At 57.1% G+C, this 23,388-nt stretch carries 17 protein-coding genes and 1 riboswitch; of the genes, 10 read left to right on the forward strand and 7 right to left on the reverse strand.

Features of this window, described 5'->3' with window-relative positions; all coding sequences use genetic code 11:
• Positions 1–237 precede the first annotated feature (237 nt).
• The 5 genes from NO934_RS19800 (at position 238) to NO934_RS19820 (ending at position 8,124) form a co-directional block, all read left to right on the forward strand.
• Positions 238–2,013: a PAS domain S-box protein gene (locus tag NO934_RS19800; protein ID WP_309163913.1), complete on the forward strand. Its 1,776-nt coding sequence runs from the start codon at positions 238–240 to the stop codon at positions 2,011–2,013.
• Complete coding sequence (locus NO934_RS19805; protein WP_309163915.1) at positions 2,003–2,371, forward strand: response regulator; 369 nt, start codon at positions 2,003–2,005, stop codon at positions 2,369–2,371. The genes NO934_RS19800 and NO934_RS19805 overlap by 11 nt, the downstream gene beginning before the upstream one ends.
• Positions 2,372–2,535: 164 nt before the next feature.
• A complete protein-coding gene (gene ampH, locus NO934_RS19810; RefSeq protein ID WP_309163916.1) occupies positions 2,536–3,765 on the forward strand; it encodes a D-alanyl-D-alanine-carboxypeptidase/endopeptidase AmpH in 1,230 nt (409 codons plus the stop codon).
• Positions 3,766–4,290: 525 nt separating this feature from the next.
• Positions 4,291–4,437: riboswitch (FMN riboswitch) on the forward strand.
• A gap of 333 nt (positions 4,438–4,770) precedes the next feature.
• Positions 4,771–6,081 carry a hypothetical protein gene (locus NO934_RS19815; RefSeq protein ID WP_309163917.1) on the forward strand — a complete coding sequence of 437 codons (1,311 nt, stop codon included), beginning with the start codon at positions 4,771–4,773 and terminating at the stop codon, positions 6,079–6,081.
• 9 nt (positions 6,082–6,090) lie between these two features.
• A complete protein-coding gene (locus tag NO934_RS19820; RefSeq protein ID WP_309163919.1) occupies positions 6,091–8,124 on the forward strand; it encodes a bifunctional diguanylate cyclase/phosphodiesterase in 2,034 nt (677 codons plus the stop codon).
• A gap of 252 nt (positions 8,125–8,376) precedes the next feature.
• On the opposite strand, the gene NO934_RS19825 is transcribed toward NO934_RS19820, so the two are convergent.
• Positions 8,377–9,141, reverse strand: coding sequence for an AraC family transcriptional regulator (locus NO934_RS19825; protein ID WP_309163920.1), 765 nt, complete (start codon positions 9,139–9,141; stop codon positions 8,377–8,379).
• A gap of 82 nt (positions 9,142–9,223) precedes the next feature.
• On the opposite strand from NO934_RS19825, the gene NO934_RS19830 reads away from it, so the two are divergent.
• From NO934_RS19830 to NO934_RS19840, 3 genes are all read left to right on the forward strand, one after another.
• Positions 9,224–9,973 (forward strand): class I SAM-dependent methyltransferase, encoded by a 750-nt coding sequence (locus NO934_RS19830; RefSeq protein WP_309163921.1) that lies wholly within the window; start codon positions 9,224–9,226, stop codon positions 9,971–9,973.
• 213 nt (positions 9,974–10,186) lie between these two features.
• Positions 10,187–11,695 carry a flagellin gene (locus tag NO934_RS19835; protein WP_309163923.1) on the forward strand — a complete coding sequence of 503 codons (1,509 nt, stop codon included), beginning with the start codon at positions 10,187–10,189 and terminating at the stop codon, positions 11,693–11,695.
• Positions 11,696–11,746: 51 nt separating this feature from the next.
• Positions 11,747–12,115 carry a flagellar biosynthesis repressor FlbT gene (locus NO934_RS19840; RefSeq protein WP_309163924.1) on the forward strand — a complete coding sequence of 123 codons (369 nt, stop codon included), beginning with the start codon at positions 11,747–11,749 and terminating at the stop codon, positions 12,113–12,115.
• A gap of 304 nt (positions 12,116–12,419) precedes the next feature.
• Here the strand turns inward: NO934_RS19840 and NO934_RS19845 are convergent, their stop codons facing one another.
• Together NO934_RS19845 and NO934_RS19850 are read right to left on the reverse strand one after the other, a co-directional pair.
• Entirely contained in the window at positions 12,420–14,777 is a 2,358-nt protein-coding gene (locus tag NO934_RS19845) for an EAL domain-containing protein (protein ID WP_309163925.1), read from the reverse strand.
• Between the two features lie 3 nt (positions 14,778–14,780).
• Complete coding sequence (locus tag NO934_RS19850; RefSeq protein ID WP_309163926.1) at positions 14,781–15,281, reverse strand: molybdopterin-dependent oxidoreductase; 501 nt, start codon at positions 15,279–15,281, stop codon at positions 14,781–14,783.
• 212 nt (positions 15,282–15,493) lie between these two features.
• On the opposite strand from NO934_RS19850, the gene NO934_RS19855 reads away from it, so the two are divergent.
• Both NO934_RS19855 and NO934_RS19860 read left to right on the forward strand, forming a co-directional pair.
• Positions 15,494–16,039, forward strand: a complete 546-nt coding sequence (locus NO934_RS19855) for an FkbM family methyltransferase (protein ID WP_309163929.1) — start codon at positions 15,494–15,496, stop codon at positions 16,037–16,039.
• A gap of 552 nt (positions 16,040–16,591) precedes the next feature.
• Complete coding sequence (locus tag NO934_RS19860) at positions 16,592–17,842, forward strand: PRC-barrel domain-containing protein (protein ID WP_309163932.1); 1,251 nt, start codon at positions 16,592–16,594, stop codon at positions 17,840–17,842.
• 353 nt (positions 17,843–18,195) lie between these two features.
• Here the strand turns inward: NO934_RS19860 and NO934_RS19865 are convergent, their stop codons facing one another.
• The 4 genes from NO934_RS19865 to NO934_RS19880 are packed head-to-tail and all read right to left on the reverse strand — an operon-like array spanning position 18,196 to position 23,385.
• Positions 18,196–19,179, reverse strand: coding sequence for an NAD(P)H-quinone oxidoreductase (locus NO934_RS19865; protein ID WP_309163933.1), 984 nt, complete (start codon positions 19,177–19,179; stop codon positions 18,196–18,198).
• A 16-nt stretch (positions 19,180–19,195) separates the two neighbouring features.
• Positions 19,196–20,194, reverse strand: a complete 999-nt coding sequence (locus tag NO934_RS19870; RefSeq protein WP_309163934.1) for a fumarylacetoacetate hydrolase family protein — start codon at positions 20,192–20,194, stop codon at positions 19,196–19,198.
• Positions 20,195–20,222: 28 nt separating this feature from the next.
• The gene (locus tag NO934_RS19875) at positions 20,223–22,211 is read right to left on the reverse strand and encodes a TRAP transporter permease (protein WP_309163935.1); all 1,989 of its coding nucleotides are present in this window, start codon (positions 22,209–22,211) and stop codon (positions 20,223–20,225) included.
• Between the two features lie 25 nt (positions 22,212–22,236).
• Positions 22,237–23,385 carry a TAXI family TRAP transporter solute-binding subunit gene (locus NO934_RS19880; RefSeq protein ID WP_309163936.1) on the reverse strand — a complete coding sequence of 383 codons (1,149 nt, stop codon included), beginning with the start codon at positions 23,383–23,385 and terminating at the stop codon, positions 22,237–22,239.
• Positions 23,386–23,388: the final 3 nt, after the last annotated feature.

The following is a 23,388-nucleotide window of genomic DNA, read 5'->3' on the forward strand; positions in this document are numbered from 1 at the left end:
TGCCTGCACCTACGATGCTCAAACGGTTGTCTTTATTTCCCGCGGGCCAGCTGCCTTCCTTACCGGCAAGATAATTGCCATTGCCTTCTCTATGGGTGCTCTGATCTAAGGTGTACAGCCCCGCCTTGTCGCGTTTACAAGCGACAGCTGACATGCTGGAATATCTTACCTTAGGGGCTTCACCCTATTCGTGTCGTGCTGATCCTTCCAAAAAAGTCGCGTGGTGCAGACGTGGAAATGATAGACTTGCCAGAAGCTGGTCCCAATGAGGCGATGCTCACGGGGCCGGAAACCCAGCTACTGGATGTTCTTCCAGTGGCGGTTTACATCTGCCGAGCTGACGGAACCATCGTTCGGGCCAACAAGACGGCTATCGAGCTTTGGGGACGGTCACCAAAGGTCGGCGACGACGAAGACCGGTTTTGCGGTGCCCACAAACTCTTTCTGCCCGATGGCCGTGTCCTTCCGAAAGCGGACACCCCGATGGCGGAGGCGTTACGCAGCGGGCGATCCTGCCGTCAGCAAGAGGTGCACATCGAGCGGCAAGATGGTACTCGCATCATTGTCCGGGTCAACATCGACCCAATCCTCGACGACGAGGGGCGCATCGTTGGTGCGGTCAATTGCTTTCAGGACGTGACCGAACAGGAACGCGCTAAACAGGTGATCGTGCAGCGCGATCAGTTCCTGAGTGCAATCATCGAGACCACGCCCGAATGTGTTAAGTTGGTGGCAGAGGACGGCACCTTGCTTGAGATGAATGCGGCTGGTCTGCAGATGGTGGAGGCAGCGAGCGCCGAGGAGGTTCTAGGGCGAGATACGCACGAGCTGATAGCACCTGAATATAAAGATGAATGGCGCTCCCTTCATAAGCGCGTTTGCTCAGGTGAGCGCCTGTCGTGGGAGTTCGATATTATCGGCCTTGGCGGATCGCGTAGGAATATGGAGACGCATGCGGCCCCAATCCAGCTTCCTAACGGTAGTTTTGCACAGCTCGCGATTACCAGAGACATCACCGAGCGAAAGAAAAACGAGCGGGCGCTGCGCGAGAGCGAGACCAACCTTTCCAACCTTCTTCAGGCACTGCCTTCGGCCATATATACGACCGACCAGCACGGGATCGTCAGGTTCTACAATCAAGCAGCAGTCGAGGTCTCAGGACGTATCCCCCAAATCGGCAGCGACAGATGGTCCATTGCTTGGCGCCTTTATAACCCCGAGGGCACTCTCTTGCCCCATGAGGAGTGTCCGATGGCAGTCGCACTCAAGGAGAACCGCCAAATACACGGGGCTGAGATCGTAGCGGAGCGCCCGGACGGCAGCAAAGTGCCTTTGCTGGTCTACCCGACGCCTCTCTGGGACAGCGCGGGAAACTTGACCGGCGCCGTGAACGTGATGATTGACATCACCGAGCGTAAGAAGGCTGACGAGCACCGCCAATTGCTCATCAACGAGCTCAATCACCGTGTCAAAAATACGCTCGCGGCTGTCCAGTCGATCGCATTTCAGACGCTTGACCGCAAAGGCCACAAAGAAAAACAATTTGAGGCCAGGCTTTTGTCATTGGCACGAACCCATGATGTTCTGACAAAGCGCAATTGGGAGTTTGCGCATTTTAGTGAGATCGTCGAATTGGCAATTGCACCTAGCGGCGGCGTTAACGGCGGCCGTTTCAACTTGTCGGGCCCCGAGATCGAGCTGCCACCCAGGGCAGCCTTGTCGCTTGCCTTGGCACTGCACGAGTTGAGCACCAATGCCATGAAGTACGGTGCGCTATCAAATGACCAAGGTATCGTGGAGATAGACTGGTCCCAGATAGACGGCGGAGAGAGGTTTCAGCTGACCTGGGTCGAACGGGGCGGACCGCCAGTGGCTAGACCAGAGCATAGGGGCTTTGGCTCAAGGCTGCTGGAGCGAAGCTTACAGGCAGAAATCGGAGCTTCTGTTCAGTTGAACTACGACACGGCCGGCGTAACTTGCGAAATTGTAGCGGGGTTGACGCATGCTGAATGACAACGCACCGATACGGGTGCTTGTGGTCGAGGACGAGCAACTCATTGCCATGATGACCGAGGACATGCTTGAGGAAATCGGTTGTAGGGTCGTGGCGACCGCCCATAGCCTTGGCTCAGCCGTGGAGCTAGCACAAAGTGTCGAGATGGATTTGGCCGTTCTTGACGTAAATCTCAAGGGCCAAGAGTCGTATCCAGTTGCCGACCAATTGCGAGAGCAGGGTGTCCCTGTGATCTTTTTGACAGGTTTTGGCGAGAGGGGCATAGCGGAACGCTTCAAAGAAGTTCCGGTGCTGACCAAGCCGTTTACTCAGGACGCGCTGCGCGAGATGGTTATGAACCTAAAACGAGGAAAGTGAGGCAAAAGCTCATTTGGTCCTTGAACGGGGGAAAGCTTTTCATTGCCTCAGGTGATCGGTTCCGACGCAAAGGCGTCAAGTCTTTAAACGGTGAGGGTAACCTATATTCGCCAAGAGGAGCTGCACTTGCGGAGCGCTACGATCGAGGCGCAACTTTTTCAGGCTTGTTTAACGTCATCTTAGTCACCGCTACCAAGGTTGATCGCGACGTTAAAAAAGGGGAGCTCGGCATGAGAATGGCAATTCGGTTAAAAGAGGGCCGCCGATCAACGCTCGCTGTTGCGGTGGCCGCGGCAATCGCTTTTTCGACTCCGACCCATGCCGGCGATGCGTTGCTCAATGAAGCTGTGGTTTTCACAGGTCAGGTTCTATTTTTGGAAACGGGAGTCCCAGGGCTAATAATCGGAGCTACACGTGGGGACGAAACGGCGGTTTTCGGCTTTGGCGAGACGTTCACCGGATCGGGTGTTGCGCCCGACGGCGACACGCTCATGCGGGTTGGTTCGATCACGAAGGTTTTCACCGGAGCTGTTCTGGCGTCAATGGTGGCCGATGGCAGTCTCCGGTTGACCGACGCTGCCGAGCAATATCTCGGAGATGGGGTAGATATTCCCGCTATGGGGAATCGGCCGGTCCGCTTGATCGATCTTGCCACGCACACTTCGGGGTTGCCGCGAGAAGTTGATCGCCCCGCTGGGCCAGATGATGATCCGTTCTCCACGCTGACAGCTCAACGTTATTTCGACTCGTTGAACCAAGAGCCTCAACTGTTCGCAGCTGGCACAGCCGGGCTTTATTCCAATTTCGGGTTCGATGTTCTCGCACTTGCGCTCGGTCGTGCCGCTGGCAAGCCCTATGAGCAGGTTCTGGCTGAGCGGGTGCTTGAGCCAATGGGACTTTCGGACACAATGTTGGTGGTGCCTGAGACCGAAAATGACCGGCTCATGTTGGGCCATGGCTTTGAAGGCGAAGAGCTGCCAGACGTCCCAACTCCGGCGGTCATGGCAGGCGCAAGCGGACTCTATTCAACCGCAAACGATATTTTGAAATGGTTGCAGTGGCATTCCGATCGCAGCTCAAGCGATGAGGCAGAGATGCGGTTGATCAATCATGCCGCCTATGTCTGGCGTGACGGTCTGGACACGGTTTACGGGTTCGACGAGTCCGGCGAGATGGATGCGATGTCGCTGGGCTGGGTTGTGATGCGACCCGATGGCAATAGACCGCTGATCTTGCAAAAGGCAGGAGGTCTGCAGGGCATGTTCCTCTACCACGCCTTTGCACCTAATCGGGATGTGGGGGTATTTGTTGCCATCAACGAGTTTGATTTCGGTGCGTCGGCGGTAATTGCTGAGTTTGCAAACGATCTGATCGCGCAACTGGCCCCACGATAGCGCGTTAAGATGGTTCGCTCGAATCGCCAAGCCCGCTGATTGTGCGGCTGCATTGCGAAAATTGCTCGAACCGTCCGCGCTTCTGACCGCTGAATGATCGGGAAGGCTTGATTTACCCTTTCCCTTGCGGCGGTACGGAAACCTCAAACAGGCGATCGCACTAGGATGTTAGGGTCTCCCATCGCTGCAAAAGCCGTTGAGTGTCCCCAGCTTTGCGTTGTGTGCGTCGCTTCGCAGGGCCCACAGGCGGTTGAGTGCTTCTTGCGTGGGATTGGCATGGGAAGCGGGATAAGACGTCATGAAGGACGCAAGTCGGATGGTCTTCCTGCATGGCTAACCGCTACTGCGGCGCACTCAGAAGGTGGCTTGCGAGAGTTGAAATGTAGGTGCTTTGGCGTGTCGAATGTGACGTTGCGCTTCGCACCCTTGCTGAAAAGAGACCAACGCTTCATAATACAAGCGTTCCCTGCCGGTTAGGTCTTTTGCCCACTTGATCTGCAGGCCAGCGTCTCGTATCCATCGTTGTAGAGTTCTCAGGGCGGGGCGAAACTCCCCACCGGCGGTGATTGTGCCCTTCGACACATAAGCCCGTGAGCGACCATCTTAGGGTGGGGCAGCAGACCTGGTGCAATTCCGGGGCCGACGGTATAGTCCGGATGAAAGAGAACCGGTGATTGCGAGCGCGCATTCTGTCTATCGGATCGTGCGTGTAGTCATGTGCCCTGGTGCTCGTTTGAGTCGTCACGAGGCCGGGCATGATCAAAGCCAAAGCAATTTCGAATCTCGTTTCATGGCCGCAGCCGTTCCTATGCGCCTTGCCGGCGCTCGATAGTTCATCGTGTTCCGCAGTGAGCGGGATTTTTGCTGACGTGCCGTGCGGGGCACAACTGACCTTTCCCAGGATCTGTCACGTTGGGAATACTTGACAGCCTAAAGCGGCTCCTTAGGTCTCGGCCCGAGAGCCGAGCCGCATCCCCAACCGAGCCACCGCTTCAGTCGCACCCCTTGCTTTTGGTCGATGCTGCTCCCGTGTCGAGCAGGGATCGGGAGCAACCCTTACGCTCCGGAGACGATTTCGTTCTTGATCGGCTCATCAGTGACGCCCTGAAGAGCCAGGAGCGGTTCCTCGCCGGCTCGATTGAACTTTTAGGGCTGGACCACGTAAAGCGCGAACTTGGGAGCAAGTGGGCACAGGTCGGCCCGATTGTGCACGAAATTGCCCAGACGGAGATCCGGCGGCATCTTTCTACCGCAGACCACTTCAAGCCCAATGGGGAAACTCGGTTCGTTGTCTTTTTCGGTGCGCTCGACCGACAAAAAGCAGCCGGCCGGGCGGCCTTGATCTCTCGCGCGATCAAGGCTCGTCTGCTTGAGGAACTTCCCGAAATCGAAGAGCGCACGTCGGTGAACTTGTTCGTCACCGAGGTCGATCCGCAGGATTTGGCTTCAGGCAATCGCAGTCTTGCAGATCGTCTCGCCGCTTCACTTGAGAAGATGCAGTGTGAGGTCGAGCTCGTGGCGGCGAGTCAACGTAAAACAATCCTCCGTGACTTTCAGGTTCTGTTCGCCCCTGTCTGGCACGTAGAAAAGCATATCACCACTTGCAACCGGACAGTTGTCGATACATCGCTGATAGGCCGCGGTCTGAACCGGATCAGAGCGCTGGGGGATGAAATGCAGTATCGCCGCACGATTGCCGAGATCGATTGCATGACGTTGACTAAGGCAGTTGAACGTCTGCATGCAGCTTCTCGCTCCGATCGAGCGATCGCGCTTCTTGTTCCGGTAAATTGCGAGACCTTTATGACGCCAGGAACTGAGCGGGAATATCTGCGCCTTTTGGCATCTGTTCCGGCGCCATATCGCGACAAGCTTGTCATCGAAATTACAGGAATTGAGCGAAATCTTTCCCTGCGGCAGGTTTGCTCTTCAATCAGCAAGGTTCAACGGCATGTGGACAGGGCTGTTGCTGAGGTCGGCCTCGACAGTCCACTCCTGCATATGTTCTCAAGGGGAAACGTGTATGCCCTTGCCTGCAGTCTCCAGGGCCTGGCGGAGCAGCAAAACTATTCGTTGAAAGCGTTCACCGCTCTGGCAGCAGAGGCCGGCGCGGTAACCTTCGCTCATTCGGCCAATACGCTTGGGCTTGCTGGAGCAGCCGTCGAAGCGGGTTTCGCGCACATTGATGGTCCTGCCATACACCTTAACACGACCGAGCCCCGACCCACCTTGCGGCTAAAACCGATGATCGATCTCGGAGTCAGCGGCACCTCCAATCGATCTGGCTCGGTCCGCGCGGCATACCGCCCCAACTAGGAAATATCAATGCTACATCGAGTGCAGATCATTGCTGACCCCTTGTTGAAGCTTCCACGGATCGGGGCGCGTTGGATCTATGCAGTAGCGTTCGCATGCACAACATGTGCTGCACTGTATCTATCTATCGCCACACTTGATCATGCAAGGGACAGCGTTCTTGCGGGTGAAGTCTGGCAGGCAGGCATTGAATTTGCCGGGCACATCAAAGGTGAATATCCCGATCTTCCCCGCCTTTTGTCAGAGGGCGACATCGAGACTTCGCTCGAAGCTGATTTGGACCGGATCGCCGCTCTCGGGAACATTTTCTATTTTGAGTTTCGCAATGCTTCAGGCGATCTGTTGTTCTCAACCGGGAGCTTCCACCCTGGCCATGAGGCCGAACATCACGCCCACACCCATGGAGATACCGCTAGCCGTGTCCCTTCTGGGGCGGGCGAAGGAAGGTCAATAGGGCAAGCATCGCCGCCTCTGACAGTCGACGATGCTCGGGTGCAAAACATGACCTTCCAGGAGGGAGACGGTGTTGCTGAGCCTCTCCATTTCGTCGAAATCATATACCCAATTGACCAAGGTGAGGGTGCGTTAGCAGGAGAGATCATTCTTCTGATGGATGTGACCGAGCGGACCAAGCAGATCGATGGGACCTTGATCCTCACTTCAATTGCGGTTGTTGCTTTGTTTGCCATGGTCGCAGCTACCCCTCTCGCCTATTACTTTTATTCGGTGAGGCGCGAGAAGGATGCCGACGCAAAAATTCAGTACCTGGCAAAGCATGACCCACTGACAGGCGCTCTTAACAGACTTTCATTCCTAGAGGAGCTGAACAAGCGGGTAGAGCAGTCAACCCGTACTTCTGGCGTTGCCGTTCACTTCGTGGACCTCGATCATTTCAAAAAGGTCAACGACACGTTCGGCCACGACATGGGAGATGCGGTGCTGCAGACGATCGTCAAGCGCGTGTCTTCCGTTGCGGGAGAACGCGCGTCGTGCGCCCGGTTGGGGGGCGACGAGATTGCGGTGCTTCAGTGGGACGTCTCATCGGACGAGGAAGCTGATGCCGCTGCAAGAGCGATCGTGGAGGTGACTTCATCACCAGTTTTTCACGAGGGTCACACTGTAACCGCACGTGCCAGTGTGGGCACAGCAGTAGCACCTGACGACGCTGAAAATTCAAACACGCTTCTTCGCGCTGCAGACCTTGCTCTGTACCAAGCCAAGCGCCTTGGGCGCAGTCGCGCAGTGCGCTTTCATGCCTCGATGGAAGCGGAATTGGAGGCACGGCGGCAGCTGGAAAAACGGTTGCGCTGGGCGCTCGACAATGAGGGTTTCGAGATCTATTACCAACCGGTGCTGAGGACCGACAGCCTCGAGGTCGTTGCAGTTGAGGCGCTGCTCCGCCTCAGAGGCGAGGACGGAAGTCTGGTTCCCCCCCTTGATTTCATCCCTCTCGCCGAAGAACTCGATTTGATCGGAGAAGTGGGTATGTGGGTGCTTGAGCGCGCCTGCAGGTTTGCCGCGATGCTCCCCACCAGGACAGCGGTTGCAGTAAACCTTTCTCCTGAACAGTTCGCCCCTGGTGATCTGACCAAAGTGGTCGCACATGCCCTCGACGATAGCGGATTGGATCCCAAGCTGCTCGAGCTTGAAGTCACGGAGTCGCTGTTTCTGGGAGACTACGAAGACAGCCTAGAACAGCTAAGGGCGCTAAAGGCAATGGGCGTGCGGATTGCGATGGATGACTTCGGCACTGGATATTCTAGTCTCGCCTATATTTGGCAGTTCCCATTCGACAAGCTCAAGCTCGACAAGTCGTTCCTTGAGGCCTTCTCTGTTTGCTCCGGCGATGTGCTCCACATCATCGAGAGTGTCATAAATCTCGGCCATGCCATGAATATGACCATTACTGCAGAAGGCGTGGAGGATCGAAAGCAATACGAGATGCTCAAGAACATGCGATGCGATCAAGTGCAAGGTTATCTCCTCAGCCGCCCCCTGGCAGGGCACGAGGTGGCGGCGTGGATAGATCGAAACCACGTTTGAGGCTTGCGCGAAACTGTACGGGCGAGCTGACCCTGGGGGAGCAATTTACTTGAGCCGGCGCCGGAGACGACTTCTCAGAGGTGCACGACCGGGGTCCGGCCGAAGCGCAAACCTTAAGGCACCATGGCTTGGTCGTCGCGCAGAGCTTGGTGGTGGTTGACCACCTCGCTAGCGATCTTCGCGCGGCTCCCCGAAAGCGCGTCTACTGCCGTCCGAAATCTCTGGGCGTCAGTGCTGTGACGACACATCTGTTTACAGTCGCGCCTTGCTCTTAATCGGCGGAGAGCCGAACTTTCGGGCATAGGCACGAGAAAATGCCGGTGCACTGCCGAAGCCCACCCTAGCGGCGGCGGATTTGACACTGCGACCGGCGTACAGTTCGGCACGTCCTAACACGAGACGCCAGCTATTGAGGTAGGCGATAGGCGACTGACCTACGGTCTGGTTAAAGCTGGTGATGAATCGGCCGCGTGACATGCCCGCGATCGCGGCCAAGTCTGCAACCTTCCAATTTCTTGCCGGATGGTTGTGCATGGCGACGAGGCTGAGATGCAGCCTGGGGTGCGCGAGGCCGGCCAGTAGGCCAGCGTCGACCGTGCCGCTCGCTATCGCCTTTCGGATCGCCAACACAACGACGATCTCGCATAGGCGTGCCTGGATAGTATTGCCACCACAGCGGGCGACATCGACTTCGGCCACCATGAGCTCGCACAGCCCACCCAACTGCGGTTCGACGGCCAGTGGAAAGCACAATTCATCAGGTAGCGCACTGACCAACGGGTTTGCGCTACCGCCAAAATCCACCGTGGCGGCGGCGAACAGCGCAGAGAATTGGGGCAGCGATGCCGTTGACCGGGCCCGGTAGATCAGATGCGTGGGTTTGCCGGTGCCAATCGCATCAATGATCAGGAGGTTTGCAGCTTCGGCAAACTCGCAATGGGTAGCGCTAAGGCGAAAAGCTTCCAGAAAAGCAGTCAGGCGATCATGTTTTCGCTCGATTTTAGCACTTTCGATCATGTCTTTCCTCCTTTTCCTGATTGTGAGTCGACTATACTGCCGCGACAAGGGCGCCGCCGCTGAACAACGTTAGTATCGACACATGGATCAGGATTCTGCCACTAAGTTTGATAGCTCCCGCGCCGGAGATTACGAACGCCAGAGCCGGATTGCGTTGGCCGGATACGACGCCTGCCACGAGCTTTCAGCTTGCATGCTCTCGGCTGCTCTGGGCCAACAAAGAAGGGCCGCAAGGGTTCTGGTCGTTGGGGCCGGCGGCACAGCAGGTGAGCTTGTGGCCGCCGCTCGACTGGAGCCGCAATGGTCTTTTGTTGCCCTCGATCCGTCAGCCCCGATGCTTGATCTTGCCCGTGCACACCTGAACAAGTCCGGCCTGTCTGATCGGGTGGAAACAGTTCTTGGCGTCATAGGGGATTTAGATAATGCGCCATCGTTCGACGCCGCAATCATGATTGGGGTGCTGCATCATTTGCCGGGGGACGCGGCAAAGCAGGATCTTCTCGCGCAGATTGCGACGCGGCTAAAGCCGGGAGCACCTTTCGTTCTTGCGGGAAATTGCCGAACATATGGATCCCATCCTCTGCTTCTGGCGGCTTGGGCGGCGCGTTGGCGTATGAGCGGCGGCGCCGGAGAGGAGGAGACCCAGGCCAAAATGGGTACAATACTTCAAGGCGTCGAACCTCCCGCCTCAGAAGAGGTGGTTTTTTCCCTGCTTACGGAGGCCGGATTCAAAGAGCCAATTCGATTTTTTGAGAGTCTGTTTTGGGGGGCTTGGCTAGCCCGTCGTGTTGAGACGACAAACCAACAACCGACAGGATCGAAAGAGGGCTAGCCGTAGATTATTTTGAAACGGCAACTCTGTGACCCTGATGTCTATTTGAAGGACGAGACTCAGCCAGCGCCTCAGTGACCACTTTGTGGCATTGTTGATGGACGTGATCGTTTGCAAGCGCACTCTTTACCACTTTTTAGGGCCTGACAAACATAGTGGCGGCACCTCGGCAGAAGCCCGAGCTGTTTCAGCGCCCCAGAATGAAGGTGCCCTATGTCTGATATTACGCTTTCCAAAGCGGTTCGCTCGAACCTGCTTTCGCTCCAGAACACCGCCGATATGATGGCAACGACCCAGAACCGCCTTGCCACCGGCAAGAAGGTGAATTCGGCGCTGGACAACCCCACCAACTTCTTCACCGCCTCCTCGTTGAACTCGCGCGCCAGCGACATCAACGCCCTGATGGACGGCATGGCCAACGGCATTCAGACCATCGAAGCCGCCGACAACGGCCTGACCGCCATCACAAAGACACTCGAGTCCATGCAGTCGACCCTGCGCCAGGCTCGCCAGGACAAGTCGTTCGAGACGGCGTCCTATTCGCTCGCCGAAGGGCTCACCGATGCTGACACGCTGTCGCTCTCCGGTGGCGCTATCGGCGAAACAGCGGTCGAAATCGAACTGGGCACGGCTGCCGTTGCTGCCACGCCGGCAACTCTGGATGCCGCCGGCGGCACCGCTTTGACCACTGGCACGGGCACTGACCTTCAGGCGCTCGACGGAGAAACCATCACCGTCGATGCCGGCAACGGCAATACGGCCAGCTATACCTTCAACGCAACCGACGACAACGCCACGCAGATCGCTGCCATGAATACCGCGTTCGCTGCTGCCGGCGTCGAAGCCACGGCCAGTGCCGACGGTCTTGACTTGGCCAACGCCGATGGTGCGAACTTTACAGTCACCACCTCTGATGGGGCGGTCGACACAGTGATTGGTCAGACCAGCGGCACTGCGTCGACTGATGGCGTGGCAGCGGTCGCCGCCGCCTCTAAGACTGTCGACCAGCTCGTTAGCGAGATCAACAACAACGACGATCTCGAAGGCAAGATCCGCGCGTCCAATGACAATGGCAACCTGCGCATCGAGAACCTCTCGACCCAGGAACTCAATGTCGACGGTGCAACCAGCGGCGGCGTCATCGATGGTTCGTCCACCGGTGCTTCGACCATTGGCGGCAACTCGGTCCGTGCCGACCTGGCCAACCAGTACAACGAACTGCGCGACCAGCTCGACAAGCTTGCCGACGATGCCTCGTTCAACGGTATCAACCTGCTGCGCGGCGACAAGCTGACCATCACGTTCAACGAAACCGATACCTCGTCGCTCGAGATCCAGTCGCGTATTCCGAACGAAGACGGCGAAGCCACCAGCGGCCTGTCGATCAACTCTGCTTCCCTTGGCATCAAGACCAACATGGAAGAATCCGATCTCGACAGCGATACCAGCATCGACTCCATGCTGGCCGACATCAAGACTGCCGTGAACACAGTTCGCTCGCAGGCTTCGGCCTTCGGTTCGTCACTCTCTGTCGTCGAAAACCGCCAGGACTTCTCCAAGAACATGATCAACACGCTGGAAACCGGCGCGTCGAACCTGACCCTGGCCGATGCCAATGAAGAGGCCGCAAACCTCCTCGCCCTGCAGACCCGTCAGCAGCTGTCCTCGACCGCTCTGTCGATGGCTTCGCAGCAGGATCAGGCAGTGCTTCGTCTGTTCTAAGACAAGCAAATCATCTAAGCGAAAAGGCGGTCCAGAAGGGCCGCCTTTTTTATGGAGGCGATATTGCCGCTAAAGATCAATCTCAAGGACGGCGAAAGCGTCTATTTCGGCGCTTCTAAGGTCACCGCTGTCCACAACGGCGGGTACACGATTTTGATCATCGATGGGGAGTCGATGCCGGTCCTCAAGGAATCGGAGATGGTTTCTCTCGACGATGCCGACACGCCGAAAAAGCGCCTCTACTACCATATGCAGCAGCATTACCTTGAACGCAGCGGAGAGCATCTTCGGATTGCCGAGGATCTGGCTAGGGGGTTGTCACGCAATGACCTTGAGATTTTCAATGCGGCCCGGGCCGCTTTTACCGAAGCCCGACAGTTTAAGGCACTAAGGCTTCTTCGAGATTTGGCTGGCGTATAACGACAGTCCAGAGCCGACACGTGCGGAGTGGAATACGGGTCCAGAGCTTTGTTGTTCACGACCGAGTCGGCTTGATCGTGTAACTCACGATGCTCCGGCTGAGCCCCCAGATAAAGGAAGGTCGTGGGACGATCCTCCTTACCACCTAGCGCTGCTGGCACCATCACTCAAAAAAAATTCCCGAGCCGGTCTCGTCGATAACGTTCGATCCAGTTGGACCCAACCGTGACCGAGCTCACGCGCTCTGCAGGGCTTGGGTTTACAGACGCTGCGGCCGCCGTTCGGCACAACAGTGCGCAACCAATCACCTGTCCGAGAAGGTTGCAATCGATCTGGGCGTATGGGTGCAGACCAGCGAACGGAACTTGGACGCGGGCACTGGGCGGCTTAGATAGTAGCCTTGTGCCTGGGTGCAACCGGCCTCGCGCACGAGGTGGAGCTGCTCTACAGTTTCGACGCCCTCTGCTGTCGTGGCTATCTTCAACCTTTTGGCAAGACTTGCGATTGATTGGACTATGGCAAAGCTATCGCTTCGACTGGGCAAGCCCCGTACAAAGCTCTGGTCGATTTTGATTTTATCGAAGGGGAAACTGAGCAAATAGTTTAGCGATGAATAACCCGTCCCAAAATCGTCCAGCACGATACTGATGCCGAGCTTCCTGAACCGGCGAAGAGTTTCCTCGTTTGCCTTGCTGTGTTGCAAAAGGACCGATTCTGTTATCTCGACTTCCACCCGTTCAGCGGGCAAGCCGGAGGTTAAAAGCGCTGACGCTAAGCGATCGTACAGAGTGACGTCTCTAAATTGCATCGGCGATAAATTAACCGAAATGCGCATGCCCTCGGGCCATCGGGCGGCTTCCTGGAAGGCTCTCTGGAGCACCCACTCTCCCAGAGAATTTATGTAGCCGGTCTCTTCAGCGAGGGGGATAAATTCCGCTGGCGAGATCGCTCCATGCACGGGATGGTCCCACCGAAGCAAAGCTTCACCTGCGGTTATCTTCATCGTGCTCAAGCAGATCAGCGGCTGATAGTGCAGTTGCAATTGGTCCAGCTCGATCGCCTTTCGTAGATCGTTCTCAAGGCCGCGCTTGCGGAGAAGCTTTTCTTCCATTTGCGGGTCGAAGCGCCGGTAGGTGTTTGCCCCCTGTTCCTTGGCGCGATAGAGAGCCAGGTCTGCCTTTTTGATCAAGGTCTCACTGCTCGTTCCATCCTCGGGCGCGCAGGCATAACCAATGCTCGTGGTTAGCGATATCTCCTTGCCATCGATGATATAGGGTTGGCTCACTGACTTCAGCAAACGCTCTGCCATGGATGGGACGTCCAATGGTGTGTCTTTTTGAGGGACATGGAGAATTGCGAACTCATCCCCACCCAAGCGCGCCACAAGCTCGGAGATCGTCGCTGCAGACTTGAGCCGGTTTGCAACCGCTCGCAGCAGTGCATCCCCGATGGGATGCCCCAATGTGTCATTGACTTCCTTGAAGCGGTCAAGATCGAGATAGAGGATTGCGAAAGGCCTTTGATCGGCACCCATTTGGTCGATGGCATGCGCAGTTCTTTTCCAAAACAGCACGCGATTAGGCAGGTCTGTGAGCGAATCGAAGTGAGCCATATGGGCGATACGATTCTGAGCCTGTTGCCGCTCTGTTATGTCTTCAAAAGTGGAAACCCAACCCCCGCCGGGCAGCGGCTGGTGAGAGACGTAAAGAATGGTGCCGTCGTCCATCAGGTGATTGTGCTCATCGACCGCTCTCATGTTGTCGTCTCCGACGAGCGTTGATGGGGGCACCTGTTCATTTCTCCAGCCGGGAAGGAGATGTGCTGGAAGAAGATCCGCCAAGCTCGCGCCTTGTCCCGTTCGCTGCGTATCGAGGCCAAATACGTCGAGAAATCTCCCGTTGCAGACGAGCAATCGTTGCTGAGCATCGGTCAGGCACAGGGCCTGGGACATGTTGTTGAGCGCCGCTTCAAACCAATGGAACTGAGTTTGGAGTGCATCTTCCTTGCGCCGCAGTTGCTCATGAGCACGCGCCAGCAAAATGTTGTTAAACAACAGAAGGCCGATGAATATCAGGCCGCAGACAATCAATCCGACGGCAACCCAGGCGAACACCCATTGGAGCCGAAAAAGGTCATCGCGTTCGGCATTTACGCGTGCAGCGTTCCAGGCATTGGCGTCAACGGACAGGCGCACCAGATCGGAATAGAGCGGAGCGAGGAGCTCAAGCAGTTGCGTAGCGGTACCCGGATCATCAAGATTTTCGATCAGAGGTCGTGCAGCATCAACCACGCGCTCGAGCTCTGCCACGGTATTCCTGTTGCGAACATCAGAGGCGATGAATTCTGCGAGAAAGTCACTGTGAAGGGCATTCAAGCGGTTAACGACGATGTCGAACCGCAGTTGTACCTCTTGGGCGTCGATAGCGTTAAAACCCATTCCATAGGCGCCGATCCGCTGTTCGAGCTTTGCATATTCGGATGGGGCTTGAGCGACAAGCCAAGTGACGTTGCCTCGCCCAAGGGGATCGAGAGCCTGTTGACGCTGCAACAATAGGGTTCCGATGTAACCGGCGGCACAGATGAATGCGATAACGCCAATGCTCAACGCGATGCGCAAAATCTTGAACCGGGAGCGCTGCGCCCAAAGAGAGTGTCTGGCCAAGGTTTATTCGACCACGATTTCTTTTACCTGCCAAACGGCCCGCCCGTGATAGGGCTGCGCATCGAGGGCAGGGTGCTTGTCAAAGGGATAGATTACAAAGAATGGTCCCTGATCAGCCACGGGCATGTACTCACCGTTTCGCTTTATAGCCAGGATGACGCCGAACTGGGAAAAGTCTGAAACTGGAATGTCGACGCTATAATCGTTGAGAGCGGTTACCGTTGCTATCGTGCCGCTAACACCTGCAGCTGACAGGATTTGCTCGAACGGGACCCCTTCAAAATCCACGACCCCTTCGTTCCAAGGGGTGGTGGTCTTTATCGAAACCATCCCCATCTGTTCCAACTCGTGGCGGTCGAACGTCTTCGAGACTGGTGAGCCCGAGTCATGACCTTTGACGACGATAGCAGGAAGGTCAGTCTGGGCAGCGATAGCCTGTGACACAAACATGCAGGTCGCGAGTGCTGCCGCAATGAGTGCGGAATTGGTGCGCATTAAGATCATCACGGTGCTCCTTAAGGCCCTAACAGGAACCAAAAAGCTTCAGATGAGGTAAATCACATTTGGACATTTTCTAACATGTTAAGGTGGTCGCAGGTTTGAGTTTTGCGACCTCATCGATTGATCACAGATGTGCGGTGTGCCATTGGGCCAGCTTGAGCAGCTGGAGTGCTGGGGACTGCCGATCAAAATCTACAGCTACACGGAGTTGAGCAATGAAGCGGCGCTTGTATCTCGATCTGGGGGCCAATAACGGGGACACCATCGCCGCCGAACTTGCTTCATCCAGGATCGACTTTTGCTGGGGTTTCGAACCCAATCCTCAGCTGGCTTCTAAATTGCGGCAGCGGTTCAAGGATGACCCCGTCGAGATCGTTGAGGCGGCCGCTTGGATTGTGGAGGGGGTTCGCCCGCTTTACCTCGGCCATCCCCTATCCTCCACCTTGCTGGCAGGAAAAGTTGCCCTACCAGACTACCCTGAATTTGCCATCACCTACGAGGTGTCAGTTGATGTTCGGACAGTAGACACGGCGGGGTGGCTGCGCGACCATATTCCGGACGGTGATGCGATCACGATGAAGATGGATATCGAAGGTGCTGAGTATGAAGTCCTGCAGCGCCTCCTCGAGAGTGGCGAGATCGACCGCATCGACGAGCTCAGATGTGAATTTCATCCCGAGCGGTTTCCGGCCTACAGCAGAAATCACGATCAGCTTGTACAAGCGGTGGAGGCACGAACCAGGCTGGTTCAATGGCGATGACGACCGGATCGGCCGTGCGTTAGGTCACAGCCTCGGGGGGGGCGCAAACCCTCCAATCCGCCGCAGGATCGCCCAACGCGGTGCGCTTTCGTCTGCGTCAAGGCGCACAATCACTCATTTGAATTCCGGCGTTCTGTAGCACGGAGAACCGTGCCAACGCGCTTAGGAAGTGTAGCCAACAAAAAATGGCAGTACGGCAAGTCGGTGAGTCTCCGTTTCGCCGGCCCCGAGCCAATCCTGAAGGATCGCGCAGTCTCCTGTGCCGACCGACATCCCTGTGCGTAGGTGGTTCATCATTGCCTACTCGTTCTTCGGCGTACGGCATCTGGCCGGAGCTGAAGGTTAAAACAATACCTCTTCGGGTCCCATGTCAATGCTATAATAATAACGTCTCCTATTTGTAAGATGTTGAAGAAGTTGCTGCTGACGGATGTCAGACAATATTTGAGTCACTAAACCAGGTGAATTGCGGAACTGGCATTCGCTCACATAGTTGGCCACGCAAGGATGCCGACCCGGCACCTTTATCTTTATCTCTGACCGGAGGCAGTCATGAAAAAGAATACGGTTCACACTATCATTGCATCTCTTCTCGCTTCGACTGCGATCGCAAGCGCATCGGTGGCCCAGGAGAGCCAAGCTCAACAGGACGCATGCGTCACCCTTGCAACCATCAATGAGGACAATGCCGAACGCTTCGATGAGGACTGGCTGAGCCAGTCACAGCAGATCGTTGAAGCGGGTGATCCCGCAGACTGTGCACCATGGGTTGCAGAGGCCGAACGCGCACGCGAACAAGAGAGCGCCGGCAGCGCTCAGCTCGTGGGCGGTCGCATTGTTGTCCAGCAACCTGAACCCCAGGTAACGGTGGACCAGAGTGCACCGGAGATTTCTGTGCAGCAGGGGCAGCCAGTGGTGACGGTTCGCCAGCCGCAACCGGAAATTGTGGTGCAGCAGGCACGGCCCACGGTCACAATAGATATGCCTCAACCAACAGTGACCATTTCGCAGCCCGAACCGGAAATTTCCGTCAATATGCCCGAACCGGAAGTTTCCGTTCAGATGCCTGAGCCCGACATCTCGGTGCAACAGGACCAGCCGCGGGTCCAGGTGGAGCAGGGCCAGCCCCAGATCGACCTTCAGATACAAGAACCCGAAGTGGTTGTGCAGGAGGACGAAGAGCAAGCTCAGGTCGAGATCGAACAGGGCCAGCCGGTGGTTCGTGAGCAGGCCGGCGAAACCCAGCCGCAGGTCAACATCGAGCAGGAAGAGCCATCGGTGCGTTTCGAGGGCGGCGGCGAACCCCAGGTGCAGGTGAACCAGGCTGAGCCGGTGGTGCGCTTCTCACAGGAAGGGGGCGGCGAACAGGGTGCCGACTCTGAGCAACCCGCAGCCGCTCAGAACAATGCCGAGGCTCAAGCGCCGCAAGAAGGGCCGCAGGCGGGCGGGGACGCGCCTGAAGCGGGCGAAGGCACGGCCCAATCCGCTGGCGCTCTGCAGCTTTCGGTCGAGACACTCCTTGACCGCGAAGTAATCAATCTCAACCAGGAACCGCTTGGCACAGTTGAACGTGTCGTTACCGACGGACAGACTCACTATCTGGTCTTGGCCCATGGGGGTTTCCTTGGCTTGGGCGAAGATGAGACGATTGTTCCGGTCGAGCAGGTCAGGGTTGGACCTGACCAGATCTATCTTGTGATCGATGCCGAGAGCCCCGAAGTGCTCCAGCAGGCGACCACGGTTTCGTCCGAGGAGGTCGAAGACGTATCCGCCGACGAAGTCGTCACTATCCAGAGCCAGTAGAGCTCGATATGGAAAGGCGCTCTTTGGGCGCCTTTCTTTTTTCACCCGCCGAGGATCTGCGCAGCTGACCCGAAAGGGCCTCGTATTGCGTTGACCGGGCCGGCAACCTGAAGGTTGCACGGGAGGCGAGGCAAACGGGAGATCCGACATCGTGGCAATACTAACGAGGATAGCCTGCGTTTGAAGGCGCCCTCAGATGTCGTTGTGGCGCTGTTTGCCCCCCTGGTGCACGTGCGCGAAGCAACTTTTCCAAGAACCCCAGCCAATTTGCGCTTTTGCAATCAACACTGCCGGGCAAAGCACACGAGAAAGCCCTCTCGTTTGCTTTGCCCGATCCTGGGATGCGCAAAGTTCTAGGAAACCTGCAGCACGATTTTCCCAAGTTGTTCATTGGCGTCCATGATTTGATGGGCGCGGACGACCCGAGAAAAGGGGAGCACGTCGCAAATGGTGGTGCGGATCTTTCCTGCACTGAGCAAAGGCCAGACTTTTTCTACGAGTTCGCGTGCCAGACGCCCTTTATAGGCGGCGTCACGGGGCCGTAATGTCGATCCGGTCAGAGTCAGCCGGCGCCGCACCAGATCTCGTACATTGACCTGGGCGGTTGCTCCGAGATGGCTCGCGATCAATACAAGTCGCCCATCATAGCCGAGCAGATCGAGTTGCTTTTGCGTATAGGGGCCTGCTTGTCCATCAAGCACGATATCGAGGCCTTGATCACCGATATGTCTGCGGATCTGTTCGTCCCAATCGGGTTCGCGGTAGTCGAAAGCTGACTCAGCACCCATTTCCAAGCAGAACGCGCGTTTTTCCGCGGTGCTCGCCGTCACCAGCACACGGGCCTTGAACAGCTGACGCGCGATCTGTGTCGCTGCCAAACCGACGCCGCTTGTTCCGCCCTGGATCAGCAGTGCTTCATTTTCTGCCAGCCGGCCGAGCCAGACGACATTGTTCCAAGCGGTAAAAAAGACCTCCGGTAGGGATGCAGCTTGGATGAAATCAAAGCCACTTGGGATCGGCATGACCTGTGGTGCGGGAACGGCGCAGAACTCAGCGTAGCCGCCGCCGTTGGCAAGAGCACAGACCTTATCGCCGACCGTCACGTCTTTGACGTTCTCGCCAACTGCAGAGACGATACCCGCCACATCAAGACCAAGAAGGTCCGATGCGCCCGGCGGCGGGGGATATAGACCCCGCCGCTGTTGAACGTCGGGACGGTTCACGCCTGCGGCGCGAACAGCAATCACGACTTCATCGGCCTTTGGCTGCGGTACCGGCCGCGTCGCGAACTGAAGAACCTCTGGTCCGCCCGGTTCTCGGATTTCGACAACCCTCATTGTTTCTGCCAAGGTTCTATGCCTCCGCACGCGCCCAATTTCGTTCGATAGGATTGGCCAAAGTTCCGAGACCTTCGATCTCGATGCTGATGGTGCCATCAAGTTGGTGCAGATTGACGTTTCGGTGCCCATTGGGGAAATCACCGACGCCTTTGGCCGAGGTGCCAAAACAGATCACGTCACCGGGTTCGAGCGTGAAATATCGACTGGCCTCGGCCACCACTTCTTCGATCTTGAAGCGATAGCTTTCGGTGTTATCCACGGCGAAGGGCTTGCCATCGAGCCAACCTTTAACTTCCAATCGGTTGGGATCGGCGACCTCGTCGCGGGTGGTTACCCATGGCCCCATGGGGCCAAAGGTGTCACTGGCCTTAGAGCGCGCGTGATAAACGAAGTAGACATCATTGTCGTCTTCGCCCCTGCGGTGGCGCCATGCAAGATGGTGCGGTCGCAGCAGATGCGGCTCGCGTGTGGTTGCAATGGAATCCATGCCGAATTTGAGGCCATGGGAGGTGACATCGTTTATGATCGTGTAGCCAAAGAGGGCTTCACGGGCGTCCTCGACCGAGATGTTCTTGCAGCGCTTGCCAATGACACCGCCCAGTTCGAGTTCAGGAATGGTTTCACCGTAGTGTTCTTCCATGATGATGGGCTGGTTGTGGCCGGTCAGGCAGGACGGGGCCTTGAAAAAGAAGTTGGGTACGCCCGGATCCTTATGGGCGGATTTTCGGATGCCCATATTGTTGAAGGCAACGCCGATCACTTTGCTGGGGCGAGGCTGCGGCGGCAGCCAGGTGACCTCGGATAGATCGAGCACAGCATCATCGCGAGCAGCGGCAACGGCTTGGGCCATACGCGATAGCTCAGCGTCACCTGCCTCGATCACATCGTTGAGCGTCTTAGGAGCCTCCAAAAAGCCAGCCTGATCGTAGGCGGCGGTAACCACGATCCCTTTGCCCTCGCGCTCGGCTATGAGCACAGCTCTTCCGTTCTGGAGAATGGTTCCCAGTTTCATCATTGGTCTCCGAAGTCGTTGATTGATGTCAGCTCGCGGTGGTCGGTCGCCACAGCCCCAAATGGTTCTGGCCATAGGCGAACACGAGCACGGGTAATATGAAAGCCAGCGCGAGCAGCGTTAGTGACAGCTCATCCCATCCCGGAACCGCATCAGCGGGCAGGGCAAGCGCCATAGCGCCCGCGATCAGAACAAGCCGAAGCGGCCAGCTATAGGGGCGCTTGGAGAAAAGGGGGCCGATAACCAAGAGGTATCCCTGCATCGCGCCGGCAAAGATGAGGATTCCCAGTCCTGCCAGAGTGAGCGAGATCGCGGTCTCGATTGGCGAGCCCTGCAAGACGAGAGCGGGCTGAAAAACGAAGAAGAAGGGGATGAAATAAATGACGCTTCCGAGCTTCATCGCCTCGAACCCGGTACGCATCGGGGGTGTCCCGGCAACCGAAGCGGCCGCAAAAGCGCCCAGTGCTACAGGCGGAGTAATGAAAGAGAGCATGCCCCAATAGAAGATAAACATGTGCACCGCGACCGGATCAAGGCCCGAGGTGATCAGCGCAGGAGCCAGTAGGATGGCCAGGAAAATGTAGGCTGCAGTCGATGTCATTCCCACGCCCAGGATCAAGCTCGTCAGCGCACCCATGATGAGTAGCAAGATTGAAGAGCCGCCAGCGATTGCGAGCAGATCGTTGACCAGTGTGCCGGCCAGCCCGGTGACCGAGAGCGCACCGATAATCAGACCCACGGCCGCCAAAATACCAATCAGATTGGCAAACAGACGCCCCAAGCTATCAACGAAAGCTCCGAGATCCTTCCATCCCCAGCGGTGGTCTTTCGATGCGATCTGATTGATGACAATGAGCAGTGGCGCGGCAAAGAACGGGGCGATCGTTTCGCGCTTGAGAACCAGCAGCATGAAGATCAGCAGAGCGAACGCGAACAGATAGTACCAACCTTCCCGTAACGTCTGACCTATCTTGGGCAATTCCTCGCGGGGCAGCCCCTTTAGTTCCTCCTTGGCGGCGCGTGCATCGATCTGGATGAAAAGTCCAAAAAAGAACAGGACTGAGGGGATGATGGCGGCCATCGCGATATCGGCGTATGGGACGCCGAGCAGATTGGCCATGACGAAAGCTGTAGCGCCCATCACGGGGGGCATCAGCACGCCCCCTGTCGAGGCGGCGGTTTCAACACCAGCGGCAAATGTCCCTTTCATGCCGGTGCGCTTCATGGCCGCGATCGTCATGGGACCGGTTGTGAGAACGTTTGTAACAACGCTCCCGCTCATTGAACCCATCAGGCCGCTCGAAAAGATTGCGACTTTGGCCGGACCACCTCGTACATGCCCTAAAAGAGCGAACGCCAGGTCAATAAAGAACTTGCCAGCGCCTGTATGCTGGAGGGCGGCGCCAAAAATGATGAAGCCGATGATAAGGTTGGCAAACGAGCGGAAAGCCACGCCCAAAACGCTCTCCGAACTCATGGCGTGGTAGGCTGCGGTGAGATCGAGTGGTGCGGGAAAGGCTGAAATAGGCCCCGGCAGGGAGCCAGCGAAAACCGGGTAGAGCGAGAGGACGCCCACGATTGCCGCCAGCACTGTTCCGCCCGCGCGCCGTCCGGCCTCGACCACCAGAATCCAGAGCACCGCGCTCACCCAAATCGCTTCTTGGGGCGGGGCCATTTCCCAGCCTTGCATAACGATGTTGAGCCCGTTGGAGAAAAAATAGCCGCATGTGGCAAAGCCGACAACGGAAAGCCCCCAGTCATAGAGCGGGACTGTTTCGCTGTTCGAGTTCGGATCGGCGCGGTAGTAGATGAAAACAAGCGGCAGGGCGAATGCGAGGATCGCATAGAGGTACCGGTTTTCAAGCAGGGTGAAACCGGCCAGGAAGCCGAGGTTGAATATCTGGTTCACTGCGAGAATGACAATGGCCACGGTAAAGGCCCGGGTGAGCCAAAGGCCAAACCCTGCCAACCGCTTGTCGGTCGCTCGCAGTTGCTCAACTTGCTGTTCAACCTGCATTGGTGGTCTCCTGGCCAGCCCGGGTTTATTCGAAATAGACTGGCAGACCAGCCGCCTCGAGAGCCTGTGCGCGTGCTTCGAGCCAGCGCTGCTCAAAGCCTTCTGGCGAACGGTCGACCATTTCTGCCCAAGCCTGAGCCAATACCGCCTGGCGCTCGATCAGGGCATCGTTGTGCGCCTGCATCTGCTCGGTCCAGACCCCCTTTTCCACCCAGTAGCGGATGGCATCATCATCGAAGGGAACAACCCAGGTGAAGGTCTGCCGGTCGCTTAGCCACCCAGAGGCGGTTGGCTCTGCCCGGGCGAAGACCTCGACCTGCTGATCGACAGCTTTGGTCATGTTGTAGACGAGTTCGCTGTCCTGGCCTTCATAGGTAACAAGGACAGGGTAGGGGGCAGCCATGCACTGGAGCGGATTGGTGGGAGAGATGGTGGCACCCACTGTTGCCTCTGTCTGAGCCAGGTGTGGGGCGACTTCAGATAGCCGCTCCCAACCTTGTGTGTCATCGAAAGGCATGGGAACCCAGTGAAGTCCGCGAGGAGAGGCAGCAGCTTGTTCGACTACGCCCCCAGTCGTCAGTCCAGTGGTCGCATCCACCTGGCCATCGATAAGGGCCTGCCATGCCTGGCCGTAGCCGGGCATTTCCACAAGCGTCACGTCATCGGTGGTCAGGCCGGCGAACGCTAAGAAGGCTTCGATATTGGTTTGCAGGGCCGGCGCACCGAGAACCCAGGCCACACGCTTTCCGGCGATATCTGCCATTGAGCGAATGCCAGCATCCCCGGCGGTGCCCAAGGCGAGACAATTGTCGGCAGAAGCACTTGAAAGCATGCGCAGCGGCTGCGGACCCCAATCTGGGGACGCAAATGCAGAAACGCCCTCGGCGGCAAAGAACACATCGTTCCCGGCAGCAGCAAAGGGGATCCGATTGTTGCGTACCGGAGCGAGCCGCGAAACGTCATTGCCTGCAGGGATAACGCGCAGGGAGATGCCATAGGCATTTTGGAGGGCTTGGCCGATTGCTACGGCCTGGTTGTATCCCGAGCTGCCGACATCGAATGCGCTCCAGGCGAGGGTGCCGGGCAGGTTGACGTCGCTGTCCTGACCCAGCGCTGGGGCGAAATTTGCACACGCCATGGCGGTCGCGAGCAAGGTGGCACGAATTAATGACATGGA

Source organism: Pelagibacterium sp. H642, assembly GCF_031202855.1.
In the GTDB taxonomy this organism is placed as follows: domain Bacteria; phylum Pseudomonadota; class Alphaproteobacteria; order Rhizobiales; family Devosiaceae; genus Pelagibacterium.